Source organism: Curtobacterium sp. AC272 (assembly GCF_979258155.1).
Map to the genome: position 1 here is coordinate 121,581 of NZ_OZ409838.1, position 24,492 is coordinate 146,072.

The 24,492-nt window shown below is 71.7% G+C and carries 21 protein-coding genes and 4 pseudogenes; 16 read left to right on the forward strand and 9 right to left on the reverse strand.

The window, feature by feature from the left end; genetic code table 11:
- Nucleotides 1-2: 2 nt before the first annotated feature.
- Together ACZZ0J_RS00645 and ACZZ0J_RS00650 are read right to left on the reverse strand one after the other, a co-directional pair.
- A complete protein-coding gene (locus ACZZ0J_RS00645) occupies nucleotides 3-1,076 on the reverse strand; it encodes an MFS transporter (protein ID WP_463434123.1) in 1,074 nt (357 codons plus the stop codon).
- Nucleotides 1,073-1,714 (reverse strand): GntR family transcriptional regulator, encoded by a 642-nt coding sequence (locus tag ACZZ0J_RS00650; RefSeq protein ID WP_463434125.1) that lies wholly within the window; start codon nucleotides 1,712-1,714, stop codon nucleotides 1,073-1,075. Before ACZZ0J_RS00650 ends, ACZZ0J_RS00645 begins: the two co-directional genes overlap by 4 nt.
- Before the next feature lie 138 nt (nucleotides 1,715-1,852).
- Here ACZZ0J_RS00650 and ACZZ0J_RS00655 point away from each other — a divergent pair, with 138 nt between their 5' ends.
- From ACZZ0J_RS00655 to ACZZ0J_RS00665, 3 genes are all read left to right on the forward strand, one after another.
- Entirely contained in the window at nucleotides 1,853-2,599 is a 747-nt protein-coding gene (locus tag ACZZ0J_RS00655) for a phosphotransferase enzyme family protein (RefSeq protein ID WP_123292443.1), read from the forward strand.
- Nucleotides 2,596-3,687: a winged helix DNA-binding domain-containing protein gene (locus tag ACZZ0J_RS00660; protein ID WP_463434128.1), complete on the forward strand. Its 1,092-nt coding sequence runs from the start codon at nucleotides 2,596-2,598 to the stop codon at nucleotides 3,685-3,687. Before ACZZ0J_RS00655 ends, ACZZ0J_RS00660 begins: the two co-directional genes overlap by 4 nt.
- Nucleotides 3,688-3,783: 96 nt before the next feature.
- The gene (locus ACZZ0J_RS00665) at nucleotides 3,784-4,749 is read left to right on the forward strand and encodes a J domain-containing protein (RefSeq protein WP_463434130.1); all 966 of its coding nucleotides are present in this window, start codon (nucleotides 3,784-3,786) and stop codon (nucleotides 4,747-4,749) included.
- Between the two features lie 31 nt (nucleotides 4,750-4,780).
- Here ACZZ0J_RS00665 and ACZZ0J_RS00670 read toward each other — a convergent pair whose 3' ends face one another.
- Nucleotides 4,781-5,143, reverse strand: coding sequence for an RNA-binding S4 domain-containing protein (locus ACZZ0J_RS00670; RefSeq protein ID WP_123292446.1), 363 nt, complete (start codon nucleotides 5,141-5,143; stop codon nucleotides 4,781-4,783).
- Nucleotides 5,144-5,176: 33 nt separating this feature from the next.
- On the opposite strand from ACZZ0J_RS00670, the gene ACZZ0J_RS00675 reads away from it, so the two are divergent.
- The gene (locus ACZZ0J_RS00675; RefSeq protein WP_323749202.1) at nucleotides 5,177-5,434 is read left to right on the forward strand and encodes a hypothetical protein; all 258 of its coding nucleotides are present in this window, start codon (nucleotides 5,177-5,179) and stop codon (nucleotides 5,432-5,434) included.
- A 188-nt stretch (nucleotides 5,435-5,622) separates the two neighbouring features.
- Nucleotides 5,623-6,780: a hypothetical protein gene (locus tag ACZZ0J_RS00680; RefSeq protein WP_123672592.1), complete on the forward strand. Its 1,158-nt coding sequence runs from the start codon at nucleotides 5,623-5,625 to the stop codon at nucleotides 6,778-6,780.
- Between the two features lie 30 nt (nucleotides 6,781-6,810).
- Here ACZZ0J_RS00680 and ACZZ0J_RS00685 read toward each other — a convergent pair whose 3' ends face one another.
- Together ACZZ0J_RS00685 and ACZZ0J_RS00690 are read right to left on the reverse strand one after the other, a co-directional pair.
- Nucleotides 6,811-6,987: a PDZ domain-containing protein gene (locus tag ACZZ0J_RS00685; protein ID WP_463438114.1), complete on the reverse strand. Its 177-nt coding sequence runs from the start codon at nucleotides 6,985-6,987 to the stop codon at nucleotides 6,811-6,813.
- Nucleotides 6,988-7,202: 215 nt separating this feature from the next.
- Nucleotides 7,203-8,327, reverse strand: a pseudogene (locus ACZZ0J_RS00690) (S1C family serine protease); the annotation flags it as partial.
- A 177-nt stretch (nucleotides 8,328-8,504) separates the two neighbouring features.
- Between ACZZ0J_RS00690 and ACZZ0J_RS00695 the strand changes: the two are divergent.
- From ACZZ0J_RS00695 to ACZZ0J_RS00715, 5 genes are all read left to right on the forward strand, one after another.
- Entirely contained in the window at nucleotides 8,505-9,545 is a 1,041-nt protein-coding gene (locus ACZZ0J_RS00695) for a FecCD family ABC transporter permease (RefSeq protein ID WP_463434135.1), read from the forward strand.
- Between the two features lie 2 nt (nucleotides 9,546-9,547).
- The gene (locus tag ACZZ0J_RS00700) at nucleotides 9,548-10,552 is read left to right on the forward strand and encodes a FecCD family ABC transporter permease (protein ID WP_194648691.1); all 1,005 of its coding nucleotides are present in this window, start codon (nucleotides 9,548-9,550) and stop codon (nucleotides 10,550-10,552) included.
- Nucleotides 10,553-10,665: 113 nt separating this feature from the next.
- Nucleotides 10,666-11,145, forward strand: a complete 480-nt coding sequence (locus tag ACZZ0J_RS00705; protein ID WP_123292449.1) for an FHA domain-containing protein — start codon at nucleotides 10,666-10,668, stop codon at nucleotides 11,143-11,145.
- On the forward strand, nucleotides 11,145-11,849 hold the full coding sequence (gene ftsR, locus ACZZ0J_RS00710; RefSeq protein ID WP_123312968.1) for a transcriptional regulator FtsR: 705 nt from the start codon (nucleotides 11,145-11,147) through the stop codon (nucleotides 11,847-11,849). The genes ACZZ0J_RS00705 and ftsR overlap by 1 nt, the downstream gene beginning before the upstream one ends.
- Before the next feature lie 184 nt (nucleotides 11,850-12,033).
- Entirely contained in the window at nucleotides 12,034-12,594 is a 561-nt protein-coding gene (locus ACZZ0J_RS00715; RefSeq protein ID WP_111085817.1) for a MerR family transcriptional regulator, read from the forward strand.
- Between the two features lie 256 nt (nucleotides 12,595-12,850).
- Here the strand turns inward: ACZZ0J_RS00715 and ACZZ0J_RS00720 are convergent.
- Nucleotides 12,851-13,671, reverse strand: a pseudogene (locus ACZZ0J_RS00720) (ParA family protein).
- Nucleotides 13,672-13,731: 60 nt separating this feature from the next.
- Here ACZZ0J_RS00720 and ACZZ0J_RS00725 point away from each other — a divergent pair.
- The 3 genes and pseudogenes from ACZZ0J_RS00725 to ACZZ0J_RS00735 all read left to right on the forward strand — a co-directional run bounded on the left by ACZZ0J_RS00725 (nucleotide 13,732) and on the right by ACZZ0J_RS00735 (nucleotide 17,903).
- Nucleotides 13,732-17,142, forward strand: coding sequence for a pyruvate carboxylase (locus ACZZ0J_RS00725; protein WP_463434139.1), 3,411 nt, complete (start codon nucleotides 13,732-13,734; stop codon nucleotides 17,140-17,142).
- Nucleotide 17,143: 1 nt separating this feature from the next.
- A pseudogene (locus tag ACZZ0J_RS00730) lies at nucleotides 17,144-17,646 on the forward strand (peptide deformylase).
- Nucleotides 17,647-17,771: 125 nt separating this feature from the next.
- The gene (locus ACZZ0J_RS00735) at nucleotides 17,772-17,903 is read left to right on the forward strand and encodes a hypothetical protein (protein WP_260155074.1); all 132 of its coding nucleotides are present in this window, start codon (nucleotides 17,772-17,774) and stop codon (nucleotides 17,901-17,903) included.
- Between the two features lie 303 nt (nucleotides 17,904-18,206).
- Here the strand turns inward: ACZZ0J_RS00735 and ACZZ0J_RS00740 are convergent.
- Nucleotides 18,207-20,221 (reverse strand): annotated as a pseudogene (locus ACZZ0J_RS00740) (AMP-dependent synthetase/ligase).
- Between the two features lie 80 nt (nucleotides 20,222-20,301).
- On the opposite strand from ACZZ0J_RS00740, the gene ACZZ0J_RS00745 reads away from it, so the two are divergent.
- From ACZZ0J_RS00745 to ACZZ0J_RS00755, 3 genes are all read left to right on the forward strand, one after another.
- On the forward strand, nucleotides 20,302-21,255 hold the full coding sequence (locus ACZZ0J_RS00745) for an ROK family glucokinase (protein ID WP_111085799.1): 954 nt from the start codon (nucleotides 20,302-20,304) through the stop codon (nucleotides 21,253-21,255).
- A gap of 61 nt (nucleotides 21,256-21,316) precedes the next feature.
- A complete protein-coding gene (locus ACZZ0J_RS00750; protein WP_123292455.1) occupies nucleotides 21,317-22,042 on the forward strand; it encodes a lysophospholipid acyltransferase family protein in 726 nt (241 codons plus the stop codon).
- 93 nt (nucleotides 22,043-22,135) lie between these two features.
- Nucleotides 22,136-23,521, forward strand: coding sequence for a class II 3-deoxy-7-phosphoheptulonate synthase (locus ACZZ0J_RS00755; RefSeq protein WP_123340362.1), 1,386 nt, complete (start codon nucleotides 22,136-22,138; stop codon nucleotides 23,519-23,521).
- 303 nt (nucleotides 23,522-23,824) lie between these two features.
- On the opposite strand, the gene ACZZ0J_RS00760 is transcribed toward ACZZ0J_RS00755, so the two are convergent.
- The gene (locus tag ACZZ0J_RS00760) at nucleotides 23,825-23,899 is read right to left on the reverse strand and encodes a hypothetical protein (RefSeq protein WP_463438115.1); all 75 of its coding nucleotides are present in this window, start codon (nucleotides 23,897-23,899) and stop codon (nucleotides 23,825-23,827) included.
- On the reverse strand, nucleotides 23,896-24,462 hold the full coding sequence (locus ACZZ0J_RS00765; RefSeq protein ID WP_463438116.1) for a PASTA domain-containing protein: 567 nt from the start codon (nucleotides 24,460-24,462) through the stop codon (nucleotides 23,896-23,898). The genes ACZZ0J_RS00760 and ACZZ0J_RS00765 overlap by 4 nt, the downstream gene beginning before the upstream one ends.
- Nucleotides 24,463-24,492: the final 30 nt, after the last annotated feature.

Here is a 24,492-nt window from a genome sequence, read left to right on the forward strand (position 1 = left end):
GGTCAGTCCGGCCAGGTCGCGGGACCCGCGATCCGCTGCACCTCGAGCAGCGACGACACCAGGGCGAGCCCGATCCCGACGCCGATGACGACGTTCGCGACGAGTCCGACCACGACGGACTGCAGCGCGATCGCGACGACGACCACGGCGATGCCGGCGGTCATGCACGCGAGGGCCGTCGTGAGTCCGCGGGCCGAGGTCAGCGAGTGCACGCGCCGCGCGAGCGGTTGGACCGCACTGGACACCCCGAGGGCGACGACGGTCGCGGCGGTGGCGAACAGCAGGCCCCACGCACCGGTGGCCCCGGTGAGCCGGGTCGGCAGGTAGCCGTACCCGATCGCCGCCGAGCCGAAGATCCACGGGGCGGTGACGAGGACCACACGGGTGAACCGTCGGTGCCCGGCGCTCGGCACCCGCAGCTGGCGCCACCACGGACCGGGGACCCCGCCGGAACGGTTGGTCTCGGGGGTGCGCCAGACGACGACGGCGAAGGGCAGGGCGACGATGATGTGGACCAAGAAGGGCAGCACCTCGGGGATCGGGCCCCACTGTGCGATGAGCCCGGCGACCAGTGCGCCGGATGCCGAACCGAGCGTGAACGCCAGCGAGGCCCGGCGGGCACCGGACCCGGCGTCGGCGGATGGGTCGAAGCGTCCCTGTGACAGCTCCTTGACCCAGCTGTTGCCGACGGCCATCGCGATGCCGACGGTGATGCCGGAGAACAGCCGCCCGGCCGCCAGGAACCCGGGGCCGAGCGGTCCGAGCGCGAGCAGTCCGCTGCCGACGACGGCGGACACGATGGCGGCGAGCATGAGGGGCTTGCGGCCGTGCCGGTCGGACAGCGACCCGGCGATGAGCAGCGCCGGCGCGAGCCCGAGCACGTAGACGCCCAGGAAGACGTTGACGACGACCGACGAGTAGTGCTCGCGGCCCTCGTACATGAGCAGCAGGGGCGAGAACTGGTTGCCGCCCCACGAGCAGACGAACACCGCGCCCCACACCGCGACCCAGGGCATGACGCGCGCCGAGGGGACGGACAGCGAGCCGGTGGTGGGGATGCTCCCCGTCGCGCTCACAGGGCACCCCGGTGCGAGGCGACGTGGGCGTGCAGGACCTCGGCGTAGCGGGCCGCGTCGCCCGCTGCCAGGGCTGCCGCGAGGGCTCGGTGGTCGTCGAGCGAGGCCTGCAGCTGCGACGGCTGCACCCGCATCAGCTGGTGTCGGAGCCGGTTCTGTCGATCGCGGAGCGTCTGCGCGAAGCGCACCGCGATCGCGTTCCGCGACGCGCCGATCACCGCACCGTGGAACGCCGCGTCGACCTCGATGAACCGGTCGACGTCGCCCGTCGCGACCGCCTGCTCCTGCTCCGTCAGCATGGCCTGGAGGCCCGGGGTGACGTCCGCCACGCGGCCGTCGGTCACGACGCGGGTCGCCGCCGTGGCCTCGATCGCCTCGCGCATCTCGAGCACGTCTGCCGCCTCGTTCGGGGACATCGGGCGCACCACCGCACCCTTCCGGGACTCCAGGGTGAGCAGGTCCTCGGCGGCCAGGCGCAGGAAGGCCTCGTGCACGGGGGTGCGGGACACCCCGATCTCCTGGCACAGGGCGTTCTCGCTGATCGCGGTCCCACCCGGGAGGTCGCCGCGGATGATCGCCCGCTTGACGTGGTCGTACGCGCGCTCGGATGCGGCCTGGGTCGTCGTGTGCTGCTCCACGTGAACGATCGTACGCCCTTGGATGCAACGCTGCATGCCGTCACGTGACGTGTTGTTCACACCACCGCGTCACACACGGCGGCACACGTCGATACGCTGGCCGGACGTCAACGGAGACGCACACACAGGAGGTTCCCCATGGAGCGGATCACCAGGGCCGACGACCGAGTCCACCGCCCGGCCGGACCGTGGACACCGACCGTCCACCGGCTGCTCGCACACCTGCACGAACAGGGGTTCGTCGCGGCACCGGAACCGATCGAGCACGGCGACACCCTCGAGACGGTGTCGTTCGTCCCCGGGGTCGCGGGGGAGTACCCCTGGACCGAGGACGTCGCGAGCGAAGCCGCCCTCGTCACGAGCGCGCGACTGCTCCGGCACTTCCACGACGCCGCGACCACGTTCCCGCGTGACGGGGCACGCGACTGCTGGTCACAGGCCGAACGCACCCCCGTCGAGACGATCGTGCACGGCGACTTCGCCCCCTACAACTGCGTCTACGACGGCATCCAGGCCGTGGGGCTCATCGACTTCGACACCGCACACCCCGGGCCACGGGTCTGGGACGTCGCGAGTGCCGTGTACCGGTTCGCCCCGTTCACCACCGGCGCCGTCGAGGGCATGACCGCCCCGGACCTCGACGACCGGCTCGCCCGCGCAGCCGAGTTCTGCCGCGCCTACGACCTCGACGACCGCTCCCGCAGCGTCCTCGCCGAGACGATGGCCGCGTCCCTCGTCGCGATGGTCACCACCATGGAGACCGAGGCCGCTGCCGGCAACCCGAAGTTCGTCAGCGACCTGGCGCACGGGCACGCCGACCTGTACCGGGCCGACGTCGCCTACATCGAGCAGCACGCCGACGCCATCGCCGCCGCCGTCGCGTGACCCCGGCCCCTGCGCAGCTCCGCACCCTGCGGCTCGCCGCGCAGGGGATCGCCGTCCCCGGCACCAGCCCCACCGGTGCGGTCGAACGGATGACCGCCGTGCAAGGGCAGGACCTCGGCCAGGTCCTCTGGGCCATCGGGGTCCGCACACCCGGGGCCACCCGTGACGACGTCCGCGCCGCCTTCGACCGCGGCGAGCTCGTCCGCTCCTGGCCGATGCGGGGCACCCTGCACGCCGTGCGACCCGACGACCTGCGGCTCCTGCTCTCCCTGACCGCCGAACGGACCCTGCGCAGCATCGCCCGACGCGCCACCGAACTCGGCATCGACCAGCCCCTGCTCGACCGAGCACGGCACACCACCGTCGCCGCACTGTCCGGCGGCCGCGCCCTCGTCCGCGACGAACTCTTCGACGAGTACCGCGCCGCCGGCATCGACCCCACCGCCGGCCGTGGCTACCACCTGCTGCTGCAGCTCTCGCAAGAGGGACTCGTCGCCTGGGGGCCCACCGCCCGTGTCGGCCAGGGACTCGTGCTCCTCGACGAGTGGGCACCGACGCTCACCGAGGTCCCCGACCGCGACGAAGCACTCCGCCGGGTCCTGCTCGGGTACCTCCGCGGCCGGGGCCCCGCCACCGAGGCCGACGCCGCCAGCTGGACGAAGCTCCCGCTCGGCGACCTCCGCCGCGCCCGGGCCGCCGCCGGCGACACCGTCGAGGACCTCGGCGGCGGACTCCTCGCGCTCGCCGACCGTCCCACCACCGGCGGCACACCCACCGGCCACCTGCTGCCCGGGTTCGACGAGTACCTGCTCGGGTACGCCGACCGCTCCGCCCAGCTCGACCCCGAACACGCCGACCGGGTCGTCCCGGGCGCCAACGGCGTGTTCCTACCCATGGCCGTCGTCCGCGGTCGGGTCGTCGGCACCTGGAAGCGGACCGAGCGCGCCAGCGGGGTGGCCGTCACCGTCACACCCTTCGCGGAACTCGACGACACCTCGGTGCGCGCGCTCGAGGCGGCCGCCGCCCGGTACGCGCGGTTCCTCGACGCGCCCGTCGCGTTCGGGGTGGTGGAGGCGACCAGCCGCTGACCGCAGCCGGTGAGGTCGAGCTCATCCCAGCCTCCAGGCCGTCCCCAGCAACCACGCGGCGGACTCGTACCCTGCCTCGGGTAATGTCGCAGGGCCATGACCGACAGCCCGGCCGACGCCACCCCGTACGAAGTCCTCGGCGTCCCCGCGACCGCCGACGACGACGCGCTCCGCCGCGCCTACCGGCGCGCCGCCCGCGAATCCCACCCCGACCTCGGCGGCGACGCCCAGCACTTCCGCCGCGTCCAGCTCGCCTGGGAACGCATCGGCACGCCCGCAGCACGCCGCGCCTACGACGCCGGCTCGCGCGGCGCGTTCAGCAGCAGCGGCGCCGGCCCGTTCAGCGCCTCCGGTGCGTCCGGTTCGTCGACCGGGAGGCCCGACACCGGTCGCGACGCCTACGCACCCCCGTCAGCCCGTCGCGACACCCGCCCCCGCGCCCGGTCCCACGGACACCCCGGCGGACGGTCGCGAGAGGTCTTCCTGCAAGCAGAACGCGAATGGGTCGGACTCGGCGACCCCATCGAGGACCCCTACGACCCCACCCTCATCCGTTCCGCGCCCCGGCACATCCGACGGCTGCTCGGCGAAGCGCTCGCCGAAGAGGCCACCGCCTCGATCGTCTCGGACATGGGCATCGGCGTCACCGTCTGGCACGACCTCGACGCCGGGGCCGAAGGCAAGCTCGACCACGCCGTCCTGACCCCGAGCGGGCTCTGGGCAGTCGAGTCGATCGACTGGGGAGCCCCCGTCCGGGTCGAGCACGGCGACATCGTCGGGGAGACCCTGGCGCCCGGCGAGCGTCCGGTGAAGGAACTCGTCCGCGCCGCCCGTGCCGTGCAGAAGCAGACCCGGGTGCGGTTCACCGGCCGGCTGCTCGTCGTGCCGGACTCCGCGGTCGAGGTCGACGTGCAGCTCGTCGGTTCCCCGAAGAAGCCGACCGCCCTGGTCGTCCGCCGCAGTGCGCTCGGGCAGGTGCTGAGCGGCGTGTGGTCCCCGCCCGGTTCGGTCGACGTGTTCGAGATCCGCGACCGCCTGCAGCAGACCGTCCGCTTCGTCTGACGTCCGGCCCGCACGGCGTCGGGGGCCGGCGTCAGTAGCCGCGGAGCTTCTCGAGGTCGCGGCGCTCCCGCTTGCTCGGGCGTCCGGCACCGCGGTCGCGCATCGGCACGAACCCCGCCTCTTCCTTGGACAGCCGCGGCGGGGTCTTGTCCTCGAAGTGCTTCGCGGCCTCTGGAGCACTCGTCCGCTTCAGGATGATGCCGGTGACGACGACGATCCGGTCGAAGCCGTTCTGGCGGACCCGGACCTCGTCGCCGGGGCCGATCGGCTGCGCGGGCTTCGCGCGCTCCCCGTTCACCCGGACGTGCCCGGCCTTGCACGCGGCGGTCGCAGCGGAGCGGGTCTTGGTGATCCGCACCGCCCAGATCCAGCTGTCCACGCGAGCCTTGGCCATCCCCTCACTCTAGGCGGCCCCTACGCTGGGCGGGTGAGCACCGGGGAACAGGCGGCGATCGCGCGGGTCCGTGCGCTCGGGGTCCTGCACGACGCCGCGATCGGTGACCGGCTCGTGGTGCGGGCACACCACGGCGACGGTGCACAGGACGCCCTCGGGGACCTCGTCGCCCGCACCCCCGACACCGTGACGATCGCCACCCGCCGCGGCCCGGTCGAGGTCCGGCTCGCCGACGTCGTCGCCGCGAAACCCGTCCCGCCGCCCCCGGCCCCGCGCGCGCCCCGTCGCTGAGGCGTGCGAGTGGCGACTCGGTGCGAGGTTGCACACCCGGTGCGAGCTTGTTGCGCGGCACGGAGTGGTCAACCTCGCACCACGCACCACGCGCCGCGCCACGCGCCGCGCCGCCGCGCCGCGCCCGCGCCGCGCGCGCACGGCGAGCCGCGCCCCTCCGCAGCCCGCACCCGACGTAGCCTCGTGCCATGGCAGTCCCCGTCCCGCTCGGCACCGAGGACCGCACCGCCCGCCTCACCCTCCGCCGCCCCGACCAGTGGCGCCGCGAGGACTCTGCCCAGGCGGACCTGCGCGTCACCGGCGACGACATCGTCCTCACCGTCCGATCCCGACCCAGCGACCGCGCGATCGGCGACGAGAACACGGGCCTCCTCGCGAGACTGCCCGGTTCCGTCGAGGGGCTGCTGCTCGTCGGCTGCGACACCTGGACCGCCGCCGGGGCCCCCGCGCGCCTGGTCGAGTACGTCCGTCCCGACGAACACGGCGACGTCGCGGGTGCGCACCTGCTGTTCGTCACCGGGCGGCACCGCGTCGACCTCACGATCGAACGCCCCCTGGCACGCCTGCTCGAGACCGACGAGCTCGTGTTCGCGGTCCTCGAGAGCGTCCGCGCCACCGAGCCGTCCCCGGTCCGCCCCGAGCGCGACCTCGAGCCGCTGCCCACCCCGGCGCCCGGCCCGGAGCTCGACGGCCCCCGCCTGAGCGCCGACGCGGTCGGCACGCTCAAGAGCCTCGCCGGACGCCGGTGGAACCCGACGCTCCTCCGCACCGCGGCGGGCCGCGAACTCATCGAAGCGGGCCTCGTCGGCCGACTCGGCACGCTGCCGGAGTCGACCCAGACCCTGCTCGAGCCGTGGCAGGGCGATGCCCAGCCGGTCACGCTGGAACAGCACTTGCCCGACGGTGGGGAGTCGCGCCTCCAGGCCTGGTCGCAGACCGTCGTGGACGGGACCGCCGAGGCGGGCGCGGTGGTCGCGTCCGTCACGCCGGACCGCGCGGTCGCGCTGACGGCCGGGAGGCTCGGCATCGGCCCGACGTGGACCTTCCCGTTCCGCACGGGGTCGCTCCCAGGGCACCTGCTCGGCCGCCGACTGGCCGGCGGCTCCGACGCACCGGACCTGCCGGAGGCCCTCGTCGAGGCGGACCCGCGGCTCGCGCGCTTCTGGGCCGCGCCGTGGACGGTGTCGTACCTGCGTCGACCGGGCAAGCCGAAGCCCGTGACGATCGTGCGCGCCGAGGGGATCGGCTTCGCCCGCGTGGGCAAGACGGAAGCCGGGGAGACCGTCTTCCAGACGGACTCCCCGGCCAACGTGTACCGATCGGTGGTGCGGGCGCTGCTCGGCTGACCCGGTGCTCGCTGCTGCTACGGTTTCTGCTTACGCGGCCGGGCCGGCGGTCAGGGTGACGGTGACGGTCTTGGCGGCGCCGGTGCTGTCGGTGTAGCCGACCACGACCTTGTCGCCGACGGAGTGCGACTGCACGGCGGCGGTGAGCTCGTCCGACGTCGTGACCGTCTTGCCGCCGAGGCTCGTGATCGTGTCGCCCTCGGCCAGGCCGGCGCTCGCGGCACCAGACCCTCGACCGTGCCAGCGACGGCGACGCCGCCCGTGGTGCTGGCGGTGCTGCTGACCTGGACGCCGAGGAACGCGGGCAGGCCGATGGTGATCGTGCTCGAGGACTCCCCGGCCAGGATCTTCTCGGCGATCGCCTTCGCGGTGGTGATCGGGATGGCGTAACCGGTGACGTCCGCGGTGCCCGAGGACGCCGCGGTCGCCATGCCGACGACCTCGCCCTCGCTGTCGACGACGGGGCCGCCGGAGTCGCCGGAGACGATGTTCGCCGCGATCTCGATCAGACCGGACAGCGACTCGGTCCCGGTGCCGGACTCGCTCTGCACCTGGATGTCCTGGTCGGTGGCCGTGACGGTGCCCTCGGCGGCGACGAGGTTGCCCGTGCCCTCGGCGTTGCCGACGTCGGTGACGGTGTCACCGGTGCTCGGCTCGCCGTCGTCGTCGAGCGTGACGGTGGAGAGGCCGGAGGCGTCCTCGAGCTTCAGGACGGCGACGTCGTTCGTGGCGTCGGTGCCGACCACGTCCGCCTTGTACTCCTTGCCGGTGGTCTCGTCGGTGACGGTGATGCTCGTGGCGCCCTGGATGACGTGGTTGTTCGTCAGGACCGTGCCGTTCGAGCTGAGGATCATGCCGGTGCCGGCCGCCTGCGAGGACTCGTCGTAGTTCAGGACGGTGTTGATCGTCACGACGCCCTTCTTCTGGGCGGCGGTCGCTGCGGTGGCGGCGGACTCGGTGCTCGTGCCGCTGCTGCCGTTGCCAGTGGTGCCGCTGCCGTCGGTGCCGGTGCCGGTGCCGCTGCCGTCTCCGGGGACGGTGAAGCCGTTCGTGCCGTCGCTGCTGCCCGTGCCGTTGCCGGTGTCGGGCAGCGTCGTGGTGCCCTGCGACTGGCTCGACGTCGTGGTCGTGCTCTGCGAGGACAGGCCGAGGGCCGTGCCACCAGCGGCACCGACGATCGCGAGGGCCGCGATGCCGGAGCCGATCATCAGCCCGAGGCGACGCGGGCGCTTCGTGTTCACTCCCGGGTGGTTCGCCGTCGCCGCGGTGTGCGCCCAGGCGTGGTGGGTGCCGGTGAGTGCCGGGCTGCCGATCAGGTACGGGCCGCGGCCGTCGGGGGAGTAGGCGTAGGGACCGGAGCCGTCCGGGCCGTACAGGTACGGGCCGGAGCCGTCGAAGGCGTAGGCCGGACGGAGGGTGGCGGGGTCGGCGTGGGGTGCCTCCCAGCGCATCCCGTACGCCTGCTGCTGCGTGCCGTCGGTCCGGGCGGTGCCCTGCTCGTCGTGTTCGCGGTCGGCGTCGGCGGCGGGGTTCGGGGTCTCGTTCATCGGTGCTCTCCGGTCGTCCCTCGACGACCCGGGCGGGTGTCGATGGAGATCAGTACAGGCGGCGATCCAATGACGAGCCTATGAACGGACCCAGCGACTGCTCCGGGCTTGCTCGGGGGACGCCGAGTGGGCTGCCGGTTCGGTCGCCCGTGGTCCGTTAGGGTTGCCTTACTTCCCATGCGCTCCTCCACGTCCACGTCCACGCCACCGGCGCCCGCCTCCGTCTCCCGCCTGGTCGGGGCGACCGTGCTGGCCGTCGTCGTCCTCGTCGTGGCGTGCGCGCTGTCGATCGCCTACGGATCCCGGCCGATCCCGCTCCACACCGTGCTCGACACCGTTCTCCACCCGTCACGGAACGACGAGGTCGGGCTGATCGTGCTCGGCAACCGCGTCCCGCGCACCGTCGTCGGGCTCCTCGCGGGTGCTGCCCTCGGTGTCGCCGGCGCGGTGATGCAGGGCGTGACCCGAAACCCGCTCGCCGACCCGAGCGTCCTCGGCATCAACTCCGGGGCGGCCCTCGCCGTGGTCGCCGGCATCGCGCTCTTCGGGGTGAGCGGCACGGCCGCCTACCTGCCGTTCGCCTTCCTCGGTGCTGCCCTCGCGGCACTGCTCGTCTACGGGATCGCCGCCGTCGCCCGGCGTGGACTTTCGCCGGTCGGCCTCGCACTGTCCGGTGCCGTGGTCGCCGCCGCGCTGTCGTCGATCACGACGGCGGTACTCGTCACGAACGCGAGCCTGCTCGACCAGCTGCGGTTCTGGCAGGTGGGTGCCCTCGCCGGCAAGGACCTCGGTACCGCCGGCATCATCACGGCGCCCGTGCTGATCGGTCTCGCGATCGCGTTCGGCCTGGGCCGCTCGCTCAACACCCTCGCCCTCGGCGACGAGCTCGCGGCGTCGCTCGGGCAACGCGTGGTGCTCGTCCGGGCTGTCGGCGGACTCGTGACCGTGCTGCTCGCCGGCTCCGCCGTGGCCGCCGCCGGGCCGATCGCCTTCGTCGGGCTCGCCGTGCCGCACGCCGTCCGTCGGCTGAGCGGCCCCGACCACCGGTGGACCATCCTGCTGTCCGCGATCGTCGCGCCGGCGCTGCTGCTGGTGGCCGACGTCATCGGTCGCGTCGTGGCGTACCCGGGGGAGCTGCAGGTCGGCATCGTCACAGCCCTCATCGGTGCGCCGGTATTCATCGCGCTCGTGCGGTCGAGGGCGGTGCGGGGCCTGTGACGGTGTCGACGTCCCTTCGGGGTGCGCTCGTCGGTGTCCGACGCGAGCTCGTGGTCCTGGCGGTCGTCGTCGTCGTGCTCGTCGCGCTGGTGCTCGTCGGACTCGGGGTCGGCTCGATCCCACTCACCCCGGCGCAGGTCGTCGGCGCACTGTTCGGCCAGGGCGACCGCATCTCGGACTTCGTCATCGGGCAGCTGCGCGGCCCCCGGGTGCTCGGAGCGATCCTTGTCGGTGCGAGCCTGGGGGTCGCCGGCGCCATCGTGCAGAGCGTCGTCCGCAACCCGATCGCGAGCCCGGACGTCATCGGCATCACCTCGGGTGCCAGTGCTGCGGGTCTCACCGCGATCGTGCTGTTCGGGGCGTCCGGCGGCACCCTGTTCTCGGTCGTGCTCGTCGGCGCGGTCGTGGTGTCGATCGTGATCGCCGGACTGGCCTGGCGGCGGGGGATCACCGGCAACCGGGTCGTTCTCGTCGGGATCGGCGTCTCGGCGATCTGCCTGAGCATCACGGGGTGGATGCTCACCAGCGGCACCGTCACCCAGGCCGGCACCGCGCTGCTGTGGTTGTCCGGCAGCCTGAACGCCGTCGACCGGAACCTGGTCGGCGTGCTCGGCGTCGCGTTCGTCGTGCTGTTCCTGCTGGCCCTGCTGCAGTCGTCGCGCCTGACCGTCCTGACGCTCGGCGACGAGGTGTCGGCGGCCCTCGGGCTCCGGCCGGACCGCGCGAAGGTGCTGCTGCTCCTCACCGCGGTGTGCCTGACCGCCGCCGCGGTCGCCACGGCGGGGCCGGTGTCGTTCGTCGCGCTGATGGCGGCGCCGATCGCCCGTCGGCTCGTCGGCGGAGGCCGCGTCGCCCTCGGGCCGGCCGCCGCGGTGGGAGCGGCGATCACCCTCGGCAGCGACCTCATCGCCCAGTTCGCGATCCCCGGCAACGCCCTGCCCGTCGGCGTCGTGACGGGTGTCGTCGGCGCCCCGTACCTGCTCTGGTTGCTCGCGCGCGGTCGCTGAACGCGGACCGCACGTTCGCGCACCGCGGACGATCGTCCACAGGCCCAGTTCGGGGCTGCCGCTGGAGCCCTCCTTTCCGATACGCTGGTGGGCCAAGAGGAGGAGGTCCACCGATGCCAGATCCAGTGGTCCCGCAGCCGGACGGTCAGAAGACCCCGGAGCAGCGGCTGGTCGACACCACGTTGACCTTCAGCATGGACATGGGCGCGGCGCTCACCGCCGAGTCCGGTGTCTCAGCGGAAGAGCGCGAGGCGGTCAACGCCCTGCCGTCCGGATCGGCGCTGCTCGTCGTGCGCCGCGGTCCGAACGTGGGTGCGCGGTTCCTCCTCGACTCCGACGTCACGACCGCCGGCCGACACCCCGACGCCGACATCTTCCTCGACGACGTCACGGTGTCGCGCAAGCACGCGCAGTTCCTGCGGCACGGCACGGCGTTCACCGTCAAGGACAACGGTTCGCTCAACGGCACGTACTTCGACGGTGACCGCATCGACGAAGCACCGCTCACCGACGGGGCAGAGGTCCAGGTCGGCAAGTTCCGTCTGACGTTCTACGCGTCCCGGGTCGACCTGGCGCGCCTGGCGAACGCGTAGTGGCCGCACGGTCCGCTGCGGCCCGGGCGGGGTCAGCGGCACCGGACCTGCTCACGATCGGGCAGGTCCTCGCTCGCCTCAAGCCCGAGTTCGCGGACCTGTCGAGTTCCAAGCTGCGCTTCCTCGAAGAGCGCGAGCTCGTGACGCCGATCCGCACGGCCAGCGGGTACCGCAAGTTCTCGGCGGCCGACGTCGACCGCCTCCGGGTGATCCTCGGCCTGCAGCGCGACCACTACCTGCCACTCAAGGTCATCAAGGACTACCTCGCCGACCTCGACGCCGGGCGCGAGCCCGTACTGCCGGGCGGTGGGGACGCCCCACGTCCCTCGATCCTCGGGCGCGAACGCCGGTACACCCGCGACGAGACGGCCCGAGCGGCCGGCGCGTCCCCGATGCTCCTGGCCGACGCGGTCTCCGCATCACTGCTCCCCGCCACCGAGACCTACGGCGAGGACAGCGTGTCGGTCCTCAAGGCACTCGTCGAGCTGCAGCGGACCGGCATCGAGCCGCGGCACCTGCGCACGCTCCGCAGCACCGCCGAGCGCGAGGTCGGACTCATCGAATCCGCGCTCATGCCCGTGTCCCGCCGGGGCGATGCGACGTCACGGGCGAAGGCCACGGAACTCGCACGCGAGATCGCCGTCCAGCTCGAGGTCATCCGCTCGAGCCTCATCCGCGCGGCGATCGGTCGTCTCGACGCATGATCCGTTCCGGTGCTCCGCGGGGGCTTGTGCGTCAGTGGGTGGGGCGTATCCTCGACACGCCGGACGCGCCGAGTCGGATGTCCCGCGCGGGAGCGGTCGGAGTCGCTACCGTTGACCTCGGAACAACTCTCAACCCGTCGTTGAACCTTCGGGTGGGAGCTCGATCGTCGTGGAAGGCAAGCGCATGAGTGGGAACGACACCCCAGGCACCGAGTCGGACACGACGCGGTACGACCTCGGGCTGCTCTTCACCGACGGCCTCCCCGAGCACGACGAGCAGAACGGCTACCGCGGCACCGTCGCCGCACGTGCAGCCGGCATCTCGTACCGACAGCTCGACTACTGGGCACGCACCGAACTCGTGCAGCCCACCATCCGCGGCGCTGCCGGCTCCGGTTCCCAGCGCCTGTACGGCTTCCGCGACATCCTCGTGCTCAAGCTCGTGAAGCGCCTGCTCGACACCGGCATCTCGCTGCAGCAGATCCGCACCGCCGTGAACCAGCTCCGCGAGTCGGGCGTGTCCGACCTCGCCCAGACCACCCTGATGTCCGACGGAGCCTCGGTGTACCTGTGCACCTCGGACGACGAGGTCATCGACCTGGTGTCCCGCGGTCAGGGTGTCTTCGGCATCGCGGTCGGCAAGGTCCTGCGCGAGGTCGAGACCTCCCTGGTCGAGCTCGACGCCTCCGCGGCGGCCGACCCGTCCGACGAGCTCGCCGCGCGTCGCGCTTCCCGCGCTTCCTGACCGCGCCGTTCGCCCTCGTCCGGACGTCCTCGCGGTCGTCCGTCTGCGCGGTCGCGCGGTCGTCCGTCTGCCCCCGAGGATCCGAAATCTCGGAACCTCGACGCGCTCAGGGCTCGGGAGTGGAACCTCGGCGAACCTGAGCGGCGAGTTCTGGAACCTCGACGACAGCGAACCGCCCCCGCGCCCAACGAACTCGACGCCGGGGACACACGAACGCGCTACGAACGACCGCCTACGCGCCTACGCGCCTACGCGCCTACGCGCCTACGGCACCCGAACCGTCGGCGTACGGCCCGATCTTGCCGGTCCGCATGATGCGCTCGAGCAGCTGGTCGAAGTTGCGCGCCATCTCCTGCGCGGACTCGCCGGGCCACACGTGCAGGGGCTTCGCGGCACCCTGCGCCTGCTGCAGCGAGGTGCGCTCGGGCAGCTGCGGCGACAGGACGAGCGGCCCGAACATGTCGCGGAGTTCCTTGATGCGGAACTGGTGCTCGAGCGACTGGACGCGGGCACGGTTCACGATGATGCCGAGCGGCTGCAAGCGGGGGAGAGACCGCGGCGGATCTCCTCGATGGCACGGAGCGCGCGGTCGGCGGCGGCGACGGAGAACAGGCCGGGCTCGGTGACGACGGTGACGCGGTCGGACGCTGCCCACGCGGTACGCGTCAGGGCGTTCAGTGACGGTGCGCAGTCGATGAGCACGAGCTCGTAGTCCTGCTCGACGTTGGCCAGGGCCTCTTCGAGCTTCCAGATGTCGCGGATGGAGGGGTGCGGCCCGTCGAAGTTGATCGCCGAGGGCGACCCGACCATGACGTCGATCTTGCCCTGCGAGCCCTTCGTCCACCCGGAGGGGGCGATCGCCTGACGGACGATCTTCTCCTTCGGGTTCTCGAGGACGTCGGCCACGTTGAGGTGTCCGGCGAGGTTGATGTCGAGGCCGGTGGAGACGTCGGACTGCGGGTCGAGATCCACCACCAGCGTGCGCAGTCCCTTGGCGAAGGCGGCCGAAGTCAGGCCGAGCGTCACCGTCGTCTTGCCGACACCGCCCTTGAGGGAGCTCACGCTGAGTACATGCACGATCAGCAACGTTACCGCCACTAGGGTTGTCTCACCTCAACCCGGGCTGAAAGGGACGTCGTGTTCAGCAAGATCCTCGTGGCGAACCGTGGTGAGATCGCCATCCGCGCATTCCGTGCCGCGTACGAACTGGGGGCGCGCACCGTCGCCGTCTACCCCTACGAAGACCGGAACTCCCTGCACCGTCTGAAGGCCGACGAGGCCTACCTGATCGGTGAGCGGGGCCACCCGGTCCGGGCGTACCTGGACGTCTCCGAGATCATCCGCGTGGCGCGCGAGTCGGGTGCCGACGCGATCTACCCGGGGTACGGCTTCCTGTCCGAGAACCCGGAGCTCGCCGCCGCGGCCGCCGCAGCAGGCATCACCTTCATCGGTCCGGGCGAACACGTGCTCGAGATGGCCGGCAACAAGGTGACCGCGAAGGAGCACGCGATCGCGGCCGGCGTGCCGGTCCTCGCGAGCACCCCGGCGAGTCGTGACATCGAGGAGCTCATCGCCGGCTCCGACGCCATCGGGTTCCCGGTGTTCGCCAAGGCGGTCGCCGGCGGTGGCGGTCGTGGCATGCGCCGGGTCGAGACCAAGCCCGAACTCCGTGCAGCGCTCGAAGCAGCGATGCGCGAGGCCGACAGTGCGTTCGGCGACCCGACCATGTTCCTCGAGCAGGCGGTGATCCGGCCGCGGCACATCGAGGTGCAGATCCTCGCCGACGCGACGGGTACCGAAGCAGGGACGATCCACCTGTTCGAGCGGGACTGCTCCGTGCAGCGCCGCAACCAGAAGGTCGTCGAGATCGCCCCGGCGCCGAACCTCGACCCCGCCGTCGCCCAGGCTCTGCACCGGGACGCGGTCGCCTTCGCCCGCTCGATCGGCTACGTGAACGCCGGCACCGTCGAGTTCCTGCTCGACACCGAGGGCGAGCGCGAGGGCCAGCACGTCTTCATCGAGATGAACCCGCGCATCCAGGTCGAGCACACCGTCACCGAAGAGGTCACCGACGTCGACCTGGTGCAGTCGCAGATGCGCATCGCCTCGGGCGAGTCGCTCGCCGACCTCGGCCTGTCGCAGGACACCGTCTCGGTGCACGGGGCCGCGCTGCAGACCCGCATCACGACCGAGGACCCCACGCAGGGCTTCCGGCCGGACACCGGCCGCATCACCACGTACCGCAGTCCCGGCGGTGCTGGCGTGCGTCTGGACGGCGGCACGGTCGCCACCGGTGCGCAGATCAGCCCGCACTTCGACTCGATGCTCGCCAAGATGACGTGCCGCGGACGCGACTTCCCGACGGCCGTCGCTCGTGCGAAGCGGGCCCTCGCCGAGTTCCGCATCCGCGGCGTCAGCACGAACATCCCGTTCCTGCAGGCCGTGCTCGAGGACCCGGACTTCGCCCGCGGCGACGTCTCGACGAAGTTCATCGAGGAGCGTCCGCAGCTGTTCAGCGGCCACGTGTCGAAGGACCGCGGCACCAAGGTCCTGAACTGGCTGGCCGACGTCACGGTGAACAAGCCGAACGGTGAGCGGTCTCCGCTGGTCACCGACCCGAGCGCCAAGCTCCCCGCCCTCGACCTCAGCGCCCCGGTGCCCGAGGGCCAGCGCGACCTGCTGCTGGCGCAGGGTCCGGCCGAGTGGGCGAAGGCGCTCCGTGCTCAGACGCGGCTCGCCGTGACGGAGACGACGATGCGGGACGCGCACCAGTCGCTGCTCGCCACCCGCGTCCGCACGAAGGACCTCGTCGCCGTCGCACCGTACGTCGCGCGGCTGACGCCGCAGCTGCTGAGCGTCGAGGCCTGGGGCGGTGCGACGTACGACGTCGCCCTCCGGTTCCTCGGCGAGGACCCGTGGGAGCGCCTGGCCTCGCTGCGCGAGGCGATGCCGAACATCCCGATCCAGATGCTGCTGCGCGGCCGCAACACGGTCGGCTACACCCCGTACCCGACCGAGGTGACGGACGCGTTCGTCGCCGAGGCCGCCGCCACGGGCGTCGACGTCTTCCGCGTGTTCGACGCGCTCAACGACGTCAGCCAGTTGCGACCGGCCCTGGAGGCAGTGCTCGCGACCGGCACGGCCGTCGCCGAAGCGGCGCTCTGCTACACCGCCGACCTCCTCGATCCTGCCGAGGACCTGTACACGTTGGACTACTACCTCCGCCTGGCGGAGCAGATGGTCGAGGCCGGTGCGCACGTCATCGGCATCAAGGACATGGCCGGCCTGCTCCGCGCCGGCGCCGCCGAGAAGCTCGTCGGCGCCCTGCGCGAACGCTTCGACCAGCCCGTGCACGTGCACACGCACGACACCGCCGGTGGGCAGCTCGCGACGCTCCTCGCCGCCGCGCGTGCCGGTGCGGACGCGGTGGACGTCGCCTCGGCGCCGATGGCCGGGACGACGAGCCAGCCGAGCATGTCCGCGCTGGTCGCCGCCCTGGCCCACACGGAGCGCGACACCGGACTGTCCCTCGACGCGGTCGGCGACCTCGAGCCCTACTGGGAGGCGGTCCGTCGGGCCTACGCCCCGTTCGAGTCCGGGCTGCCCGGTCCGACAGGTCGGGTCTACAAGCACGAGATCCCCGGTGGTCAGCTGTCGAACCTCCGCCAGCAGGCGATCGCGCTCGGCCTGGGCGACCGGTTCGAGCAGGTCGAGGACTGGTACGCCGAGGCAAACCGGATCCTCGGACGCCCGACCAAGGTCACGCCGTCGTCGAAGGTGGTCGGTGACCTCGCGCTGCAGCTCGCCGCGGTGAACGCCGACCCGGCCGACTTCGAGCAGAACCCGGACAAGTACGACATCCCGGACTCCGTCGTCGGGTTCATGGCCGGCGAGCTCGGTGACCTGCCGGGTGGGTGGCCGGAGCCGTTCCGGACGAAGGTGCTGGCGGGCCGCGACGTCCGCCTCGAGATCACCCCGGTGCCGGACGCCGAGCGCGCGCACCTCGACGCCCAGGGGCCCGAGCGCCAGCAGGCGTTGAACCGGCTGCTGTTCCCGCAGCCCACGGCGCAGTTCGAGCAGGTGCGCGAGCAGTACGGCGACCTGTCCGTGGTCCCGACCGTCGACTACCTGTACGGGCTGCGCCCCGGGCAGGAGCACGTCGTGCCGCTCGGCAAGGGCGTCGACCTGTTCGTCGGGCTCGAGGCGATCGGCGAGGTCGACGACAAGGGCATCCGTACGGTCATGGCCACGATGAACGGGCAGCTCCGCCCGGTCTCGGTCCGCGACCGGTCGATCGAGGTCGAGACGAAGGTCGCCGAGCAGGCCGACAAGTCCGACCCGAAGCACGTGGCCGCGCCGTTCTCCGGTGTGGTGACGCTCAAGGTCGCCGTCGGTGACGTCGTCGAGGCCGGAGCGGCCGTGGCGAGCATCGAGGCGATGAAGATGGAAGCGGCCATCACGGCGCCCGTGGCGGGCACCGTCGGCCGTCTCGCGATCCCGGCGACCCAGCAGGTGGACGCCGGCGACCTCCTGGTGGTGCTGCAGTAAATTGACCGTCCGTCCCATCCGCCTGTTCGGCGACCCCGTCCTCCGTTCGCCTGCAGACCCGATCGCTCCGGCGGCACTCGGGTCGAGCGGGGTCCGCGACCTCGTGCAGGACCTGATCGACACCGTCAAGGAGCCCGGCCGAGCCGGTGTGGCCGCGCCGCAGATCGGTGTCGGACTCCGCGCGTTCTCGTACAACGTCGACGGCGAGGTCGGGTACGTCCTGAACCCCGAGGTCGTCGAGGTCTCGGGGAGCCCGAGCTCATGGAGGAAGGGTGCCTGTCCGTCCCCGGGCTCGGCTACCCGACCCGGCGGCACCCGTACGCCAAGGTCCGTGGCGTCGACGTCGACGGCGCCGAGGTGGTGCTCGAGGGCACCGGGCTGATGGCCGAGGCGCTGCAGCACGAGGTCGACCACCTGGACGGCACCGTCTACGTGATGACGCTCGAACCAGAGGTCCGACGGCAGGCGTTGCGGGACATCCGGGCGCAGGAGTGGTTCCACTGATCCGCTCGTCATGAGTGCCTGCTCATGACACCCCCACGGGGGATTGTCGCTTTGTCCTGACGAAGAGGTACCGTATCGGCGTCGGCCTCCCACCGGCGACCATCCCATCCCCCCAGGACTCCCGCATGACCAGTCAGACTGACGAGCTCAGCTCCCACCGCACCCGCACCAACCGTCGTCCTGCCGACACCACGGTCGCCACCGGTTCGACCGCCGTCCTCGACGCCCCCGCGCCGGAGCAGTCGCCGGAGGCCTGAGCCCCGCGCGCACCTGCACCCCGCGCGCACCTGCACCCCGCGCGCACCTGGCGGAATCGGGCATACCTGGTCGGAAGAAACGACCTGGTACGCCCGATCGGTCCCGGTACGCCGAGACGACGGGGTCGCGCCCCGCGCGCACCGCAACCGCCTGGAGGCCCGGTGCCGGTCCCGTGGACCGGCACCGGGCCTCCAGGCCGTTGCGCCTGCATCCCGCGCGCACCTGGCGGAATCGGGCGTACCTGGTCGGAAGAAACGACCTGGTACGCCCGATCGGTCCCGGTACGTCGAGACGGCGGGACGCTACGCGCGGCGCCCGCGACGCTCCTCGATGACGGGCGTCGCAGTCGTCTGCACCTTCGACCCCGAGTAGATGTGGTCGATGTCGGCCGCGAAGTCGCGCAGGATGACCGAGCGCTTGATCGTCAGCTTCGGCGTCAGGTGTCCGGAGCCCTCCGTCAGCTCGGTGTCCAGGATCGTGAACGACCGGACCGACTCGGCTCGTGAGACCCGGCCGTTCGCGGTGTCGATCGCCTCTTGCACGGCGGTGAGCACGCGCTCGTCGTAGGCGGCCTCGTGCGCGGAGAGCGCCGGCGTGATCCCGCGGCTCTCGCACCACCCCGGGAGCATCTCGCGGTCGAGTGTGACGAGGGCGGCGACGAAGGGCTTGCCCTCGCCGACGACCACGACCTGCCCGATGAGCGGGTGCTCACGGACGCCGTCCTCGAGCGGTGCCGGTGCGACGTTCTTGCCGCTCGCGGTGACGATGAGTTCCTTGGCGCGTCCGGTCACCGTCAGGATGCCGTCGTCGTCGAGCCGTCCGAGGTCGCCCGTGCGGAACCAGCCGTCGTCGGTGAAGGCCTGCTCGGTGGCCTCGTCGTTCCGCCAGTAGCGGTCGAACACGTCGACGCCGCGGATCAGGATCTCCTGGTCGTCGGCGATCCGGATCTCGACACCGGGCAGGGCACGACCGACCGTGCCGATGCGCAGCTCCGCTGCACGGTTCACGGTCGCGGGGGCCGTCGTCTCGGTGAGGCCGTAGCCCTCGAGGATGAGCACCCCGATCGAGCGGAAGAAGTGCGACAGCCGCGGCGAGAGCGGCGCAGAGCCGCTGACCGCGTACTCGGTGCGGCCACCGAGGGCGTTCCGGAGCTTCGCGTAGACGAGCTTGTCGAACAGCTTGAACTTCAGGCCGAGCACGAGCGGGACCCGACCGGCGGCCAAGGCCTCGGAGTGGGCGACCGCGGTGTCCGCAGCGGCCCGGAAGATCTTCCCCTTGCCACCGAGGTCGGCCTTCTGCTCGGAGGCGTTGTAGATCTTCTCGAACACCCGGGGACCGCCAGCAGGAAGGACGGCTTGAACGACGACACGGCCTGCATGAGGTCCTTCGTGTCCGGCTCGTGGCCGACCAGTACCCCGGCCGACACGGACATCGCCGCGATGAAGCGGGCGAACACGTGGGCCATCGGGATGAAGAGCAGCGTCGAGGCGCCGTCCGCGACGACCTCGGGCATCGCGACACTGGCGTTCTCGACCGTCGCGGTGAAGTTGTCGTGCCGCAGGACGCACCCCTTCGGGCGCCCGGTCGACCCGGAGGTGTAGATGATCGTCGCGTCGTCGTGGCCGTGCACCGATGCCGTCCGCGCGTCGAGTTCGTCGTCGGTGACGTCCTCGCCGAGCCGGGTCAGGTCGTCGAGCCCGCCGCCGTCGATCGTCCAGTGCTGCCCGAGGTGCGGCAGGTCCGGGGCGATCGAGGCGACCCGACGCGCGTGCTCCTCCTGCTCGACGACGATCGCGACGGCCTCGGAGTCGGACAGGATCCATCGGACCTGGTCGGGAGAACTCGTCTCGTAGACGGGGACGGAGACGAGGCCCGCCGTCCACACCGCGAAGTCGACGAGCGTCCACTCCAGGCGGGTGCGGGACAGGATCGCGACGTGGGCGCCGGGCTCGAGGCCGGCGGCGACGAAGCCCTTCGCGATGCCGCGGACCCGTGCGAGCACCTCGCCGGCGGTGATCGTCGTCCACGTGTCGCCGTGGCGCTGGGCCAGGATCGGACGCGACGGCGTCAGCCGGGCGCGGTCGCCGAGCAGCCGCGCTGCAGAGCCGTGGTCAGGGGCGACGGGGCCGCTCGTCGGACGCGAGGCGTGCCTCCCGGTCGGAACGCCGACGCTGTCGGTGACCGCACCGTCGGGACGTGCGCCGTCGGTGACCGCGCTGTCGGCGAGAGCACCGTCGGTGGTGACGCTGGCGCGTTCGGGTCGCTGATCGTTCACGGTGACTCCCTTGTCTGCCGGTTCGATTCGAGGGCGCCTCATCCTGCGAGGCGACACAGCCAGCATAGGACGCGTCACCGGGCGTTCCGTGAGTTCGCGGTGAACCGGTAGGCTCTTGGACCGTGCACGCCATCGGAATCGACATCGGGGGCACCAAGATCGCGGGAGCGGTCGTGACGGAACTCGGCGAGATCATCGCCGAGGACCGCGTGGCCACCAACGCTGCGGACCCGAACGCCATGCTCGACGACGTCGTCTCGATGGTCGAGCGACTCAGCTCAGGTCACGAGGTCGGCGCGGTCGGCGTCGCGGCCCCGGGCTTCATCGACGCCTCGCAGTCGATCGTCTACTACACGCCGAACATCCGGTGGCGGAACGAGCCCCTGCGCCAGAAGCTGCAGCAGCGCCTCGGCGACCTGCACATCACGGTCGACAACGACGCCAACGCTGCCGGGTGGGCCGAGTTCCGCTTCGGCGCCGGCCGGCTCGTCTCCGACATGACGATGCTCACCATCGGTACCGGTGTGGGCGGCGCCATCGTGACCGAGGACCGCCTGTTCCGCGGCGGGTTCGGCACCGGCGGCGAGATCGGCCACCTGCGCATCGTGCCGAACGGTCTGCCGTGCGGCTGCGGTGCGCGTGGCTGCATCGAGCAGTACGGTTCCGGCCGTGCCCTGCAGCGGATGGCGAACGACGTCGCCGACGCCGGCGGCATCGGCTCCGCGCTGGCCGACGCGCGCGAAGCCAACGGCGGCGAGCTCGACGGGCACATCGTGGGCGACCTGATCCTGGCCGACGACCCGGGTGCCCTCGCGGCGCTCCGTCGCCTCGGCCGTCACCTCGGTGAGGCCTGCGCCTCGCTGTCCGCGGTGCTCGACCCGCAGCTGTTCGTGTTCGGCGGCGGGGTCGCCAGCGCGGGGGACCGGCTGCTCGACCCGATCAAGCAGGCGTACCTCAACAACCTGCCGGCGCGTGGCTACCACCCCGAGCCGGACTTCGTGATCGCCGAGCTGGTGAACGATGCCGGAGTCGTCGGCGCCGCCGACCTGGCCCGCATCCACGCCCGCACGGCGTAACCGCGTACCGGCCCGCACGGCGTAGGGTCACTCGAGCCCGCCCCACCACCTGGAGTCGTCGATGACCTACTGGCTGCTGAAGAACTTCCTGCTCGGCCCGCTCATCCTCACCCTGTTCCGCCCGTGGGTGGTCGGCCGTGAAAACGTCCCCGCCAAGGGCCCGGTCATCTTCGCGTCCAACCACATCTCGTTCATCGACTCGGTGATCCTGCCGGCCGTGCTCGACCGGCGGCTGTCCTTCCTGGCGAAGAGCGACTACTTCACCGGGCGGGGGCTCAAGGGCTGGGCGACGAAGACGTTCTTCAACGCCATCGGCCAGCTGCCGATCGACCGCTCCGGCGGCAAGGCGTCCGAGGCCTCGCTCCGCACGGGCCTGCAGGTCCTGGCGCGCGGCGAGCAGCTCGGCATCTACCCGGAGGGCACCCGCAGCCCCGACGGCAAGCTGTACCGCGGTCGCACCGGGATCGCGCGGATGATCCTCGAGGGCCGGGTCCTCGTCGTCCCCGTCGCCATGGTCGGCACGCGTGAGGTGCAGCAGATCGGGCAGCGCTTCCCGAAGATCAAGCGCGTCGGCGTGGTGTTCGGCAAGCCGCTCGACTTCTCGCGCTTCCAGGGCTTCGAGACCGACCGGTTCATCCTGCGCAGCGTCACCGACGAGGTCATGCACGAGCTCGCGGGGCTGAGCCGTCAGGAGTACGTCGACGTCTACGCGACGAGCGTCAAGGAACGCGCGAGCTCGGCACGCGAGGCAGTCATGCGGGAACGGAAGTCGTCGCCCGCACGTTAGGCTCTGATGGTCCCGGCACTCCGCCAGGACGCCCGTTCTGCCGCCTTCCGGCGGCCAGGCGGGCCGCCCGCACAGAACACCGAGGTAACGCCCTTGTTCGAGTCGACCGACTTCGTCGCCCTGCAGGATCCGGACGTCATCGAGGGTCTCGACTATTGGCGCACGCTCCCCATCAAGCAGCAGCCCACGTGGCCCGACGCCGCGGCAGCCGAGGCAGCCTCGGCCGAGATCGCCACGCTGCCGCCCCTCGTCTTCGCGGGCGAGGTCGACAAGCTCCGCGAGCGGCTCGCCGCCGCCGCACAGGGCAAGGCGTTCCTGCTGCAGGGCGGTGACTGCGCCGAGACCTTCGCCGGCGCGACCGCCGACTCCATCCGCGACCGCGTCAAGACGATCCTGCAGATGGCCGTCGTCCTGACCTACGGTGCGTCGATGCCCGTCATCAAGATGGGGCGCATGGCCGGGCAGTTCGCCAAGCCGCGCTCGAGCGACTTCGAGACCCGCGGCGACGTCACGCTGCCCGCCTACCGCGGTGACATCGTGAACGGCTACGACTTCACGCCGGAGAGCCGGACGGCCGACCCGCGCCGCCTGGTGCAGGGGTACCACACGGCCGCGTCGACCCTGAACCTCGTCCGCGCCTTCACCCAGGGTGGCTTCGCCGACCTGCGTCAGGTGCACTCGTGGAACAAGGGCTTCGCGTCGAACCCGGCGAACGCCCGGTACGAGCACCTCGCCAAGGAAATCGACCGCGCGATCCGCTTCATGGACGCCTGCGGTGCCGACTTCGAGGCACTGAAGCACGTCGAGTTCTACGCGTCGCACGAGGGTCTGCTCATGGACTACGAGCGCCCGATGACCCGCATCGACTCGCGTTCCGGTCTGGCCTACGACACCTCCGGCCACTTCATCTGGATCGGGGAGCGCACGCGTGACCTCGACGGTGCGCACGTCGACTTCCTGTCGCGGGTGCGGAACCCGATCGGCGTGAAGCTCGGCCCGACCACGAGCGTCGACGACATGAAGGCCCTGGTCGACAAGCTCGACCCGAACCGCGAGCCCGGCCGCCTGACGTTCATCACGCGCATGGGTGCCGGCAAGATCCGCGACGAGCTCCCCAAGCTGCTCGAGGCGATCAAGGGCATGGACGCCAACCCGCTGTGGGTCACCGACCCGATGCACGGCAACGGCCTGACCACGCCCACCGGCTACAAGACCCGTCGGTTCGACGACGTCGTGGACGAGGTCCTCGGCTTCTTCGAGGCGCACCGGCAGGTCGGCACCTACCCGGGCGGCATGCACGTCGAGCTCACCGGTGACGACGTCACGGAGTGCCTCGGCGGGTCGGAGCACATCGACGAGGCCACCCTCGCCACCCGCTACGAGTCGCTCTGCGACCCGCGGCTGAACCACATGCAGTCGCTCGAGCTCGCGTTCCTCGTGGCCGAGGAGCTCGGCGCGCACCCGCACGTGCGCGCGTAGCGCGCAGCGGGTCGCGTCAGTCCCGCCAGAGCGACAGAATCCCGCGAACTGTTCGCGGGGTTCTGTCGCTTCCGCGTGTCGGACGGGAGGCCCGTGGCGGCCCTGCCCCGCGCCTCCCGTCCGCCGTGCCGGTTGCGTCCACTGCCCGCTTCACGAGGCATCGGCCGCGCCGGTCCGCGAAAGCGACAGTGTGCCGCCGATGTCCGACGGCACACTGTCGCTTTCGCGGTGCCTTCGGCGAGGCCGTGCGGACAAGTGTCGCTTCGGCGGACCGGACCGGACCGGACGGGGCGGCGCGACCGCCTACTGGTCGTAGGAGAGCGTCACCGTGTCGCCGCGGTACACCGTGGCTCCGGGGCCCGGGTCGGTGCCGGTCACCGGCAGCGACGACTTCCAGTCGTAGAAGCCGCACAGGATGTTCGTGCAGTCGGGAACGGCGACCTTGAGGCCGAGGCCCTCGAGCGTCGCGGTGGCCTCGTTGATGGTCGAGCCGACGACGCCGTCCTCGGGCAGGGTGATCGGCGTCGGGCCCTTCGAGACGACGACGTCGATCGCGCTGCCGCGCACGGCGGGGAGTCCTGCACCTTCGCGGAGACGATCTGCCCGGAGGGGACGTCCTCGTCGAACTCCTCGGTCTGGGCGCCGAGGATCAGGCCGACCGCGTCGAGCTCGGCGGAGGCCTGCTCGACGGTCTTGCCGACGACGTCCGGAACGGCGCCGAGGGACACCGTCAGCGTGACCGGGCCGGTCTCGCCGTAGGCCTTGACCGACGTCAGGTCGAGCGCCTTGCCGCCCGACGCCCGGCCGGTCGCCGCGATGACGGTGTCCTTCGCGGCGTCGGCCGAGAACTCGTACCGGTTGTCCTGCAGCTCGAAGTCGTCGTCGAGCGCCGCGGTGACGGTCGAGATCGGCTGCCCGACGATGGCCGGCAGCGCGATCATCTTCGGCCCGTTCGACACGACGAGCTGCAC

Bases quoted from the DNA above. Each gene is read 5' to 3' on its own strand.
- ACZZ0J_RS00655 (WP_123292443.1), top strand. From the start codon at position 1,853: ATGGAGCGGATCACCAGGGCCGACGACCGAGTCCACCGCCCGGCCGGA.
- ACZZ0J_RS00665 (WP_463434130.1), top strand. From the start codon at position 3,784: ATGACCGACAGCCCGGCCGACGCCACCCCGTACGAAGTCCTCGGCGTC.
- ACZZ0J_RS00670 (WP_123292446.1), bottom strand. From the start codon at position 5,143: ATGGCCAAGGCTCGCGTGGACAGCTGGATCTGGGCGGTGCGGATCACC.
- ACZZ0J_RS00680 (WP_123672592.1), top strand. From the start codon at position 5,623: ATGGCAGTCCCCGTCCCGCTCGGCACCGAGGACCGCACCGCCCGCCTC.
- ACZZ0J_RS00695 (WP_463434135.1), top strand. From the start codon at position 8,505: ATGCGCTCCTCCACGTCCACGTCCACGCCACCGGCGCCCGCCTCCGTC.
- ACZZ0J_RS00705 (WP_123292449.1), top strand. From the start codon at position 10,666: ATGCCAGATCCAGTGGTCCCGCAGCCGGACGGTCAGAAGACCCCGGAG.
- ACZZ0J_RS00715 (WP_111085817.1), top strand. From the start codon at position 12,034: ATGAGTGGGAACGACACCCCAGGCACCGAGTCGGACACGACGCGGTAC.
- ACZZ0J_RS00735 (WP_260155074.1), top strand. From the start codon at position 17,772: ATGACCAGTCAGACTGACGAGCTCAGCTCCCACCGCACCCGCACCAAC.
- ACZZ0J_RS00750 (WP_123292455.1), top strand. From the start codon at position 21,317: ATGACCTACTGGCTGCTGAAGAACTTCCTGCTCGGCCCGCTCATCCTC.
- ACZZ0J_RS00765 (WP_463438116.1), bottom strand. From the start codon at position 24,462: ATGATCGCGCTGCCGGCCATCGTCGGGCAGCCGATCTCGACCGTCACC.